Here is a 1,858-nt window from a genome sequence, read left to right as displayed (position 1 = left end):
TTCTTCGTTCCATCCATACAACAATGGCTAATGGAACTCCAATCAAAGTTGTATTTATTCGAAACAGAAACAAGAAAAGCGAATGGCTTGCCATCCTCAGTACCGATTGCACTCTTTCAGATAAGGAAATCGTCCGAATTTATGGAATGCGTTGGGATATTGAGGTATTCTTTAAGACGGCCAAATCTCTTTTGAAACTTGAAAAAGAGTTCCAAAGCCGGTCATATGATGCGCTTATTTGCCATACAACTATTGTGTTTACTCGTTTTATCGTGCTGTCATGGCAGAATCGTTGTAACACCGATCAACGTACAATCGGTGGTCTTTTCTACGAATTATGCGATGAAGTGAATGAACTTGATTGGGCTGTCGCATTACAGCAGTTAATCGAGCTTCTTCAAGACGCACTAAAACAAACGAAAAAGAAAATCAAAAAGTTAATTCAAAGTCAACTCGAGAGGTGGATCGCTGGCCTTCCTAGTTATATCAAGGCTTATTTGCCGATCTCACTCTGCGAAAGTTGAGTATTTAATAAAAAAGATAATTAACTAAATGAGGTGAATATAGTGAAAACAAAGAAAAAATACATGGTTGTAATTACTAGTATAATTGTTGTATTAATAGGTACAGTATTAGTTATAGATTCTGGAATATTAACATCAACCAAAACAGAAAAAGAGATAAGTGCAGAAATCAATGAGTCGCGTGAAGAAAAAATAGAAATGTATGAAAAAGTTGAAGGGAATATTTCAATTGAAGAAAAATTAGAGTATGGGCTATTATCCTCAAAAAATGGGGAATTCGATAAGGCTGAACAAATTTATTTGGAAATATTAGAAGAAGATCCTAATAATCTCATGGCAACTCATAGGATGGGAAATTTGGCTATTGAAGAAAATGATTTTAATAAAGCGATGGAATATAGAGAAAAATATGTGAAATTGGATCCTTCTAATGCTTCTGGAAATCTATATTATTCACAACTTCTTTTGTTAGAGGATGTTAATAAATCAATGCAGTTTGCAGAAAAAGCTTTTAATTTAGCTTCTGAAGAAGAGAAATCAACTTTTGATTCTTATAATAAGGTTATTAAAAAGATACATTCAGGAGATTTAGAAGGATACATTGAATTGTTAAAAAATGACAATTTGTTTATACCTGAAAATTTAAAATTAGCTATTATAAATAGCGTAAAAAAAGTTCATAAAGAAATTCCACAGGAATTATTGAATATACAGAAAGATATTATGAATTAAAAGTGAAAATGATTATTGAGGTCTTAAAGGGGATACTTGTACTCTTAATTATAATTGTCTTTAATTTATTCATATTTATTTTTATAAATCCCAATAATACGTTGACCATATATTTAATAGTTAGTCTCTTAGTAGTATTAGCTGTTTTATTTTTTATATGGAAGGTCAATTTATATTATAAATTAATTCCAATAATCACTTTGATTTTATTATCTGGCTTAATTTCGGCACACAATGTATTGGAGAAAATTACAAATGATAACAATTTAGAACCTGTAGATAAATATGAATTGTTGATGAATTCTTTTGCAAATACTTTTAACAACATTTACGCAAAAACTACTTTTAAAAAATATGAGACAAAAGATTTTATTATATACTACCAAGAAGATTTAAGGGAAGAAGCATTAACATTAGTTGAATTACAGTCTTATATATCCAATATTAAAAAAGAGTTTTTTAGAGGTGAAGAGTATAATAAAATTGACATTATATTATTTAATGAAAAGAATTCTTTTTTTAAGGTGTAAACGCTAGAATAAAGTTGACACTTTTTGCTCGATAGGATTTTACACTTTTGCTCAATCAATCTACTACTTTAG

General features: G+C 29.4%; 2 protein-coding genes and 1 pseudogene. All 3 read left to right on the top strand.

Annotated features, from left to right (window positions below):
- Positions 1-524 (top strand): annotated as a pseudogene (locus Q1B07_RS26435) (IS4 family transposase); the annotation flags it as partial.
- 42 nt (positions 525-566) lie between these two features.
- Complete coding sequence (locus Q1B07_RS26430; protein ID WP_299095785.1) at positions 567-1,256, top strand: hypothetical protein; 690 nt, start codon at positions 567-569, stop codon at positions 1,254-1,256.
- A gap of 239 nt (positions 1,257-1,495) precedes the next feature.
- Positions 1,496-1,786 carry a hypothetical protein gene (locus Q1B07_RS26425; protein WP_299095783.1) on the top strand — a complete coding sequence of 97 codons (291 nt, stop codon included), beginning with the start codon at positions 1,496-1,498 and terminating at the stop codon, positions 1,784-1,786.
- Positions 1,787-1,858: the final 72 nt, after the last annotated feature.

It is taken from the genome of uncultured Metabacillus sp. (assembly GCF_947503125.1).
Classification (GTDB): domain Bacteria; phylum Bacillota; class Bacilli; order Bacillales; family Bacillaceae; genus Metabacillus.
This window is presented reverse-complemented; position numbering and strand designations above follow the sequence as displayed.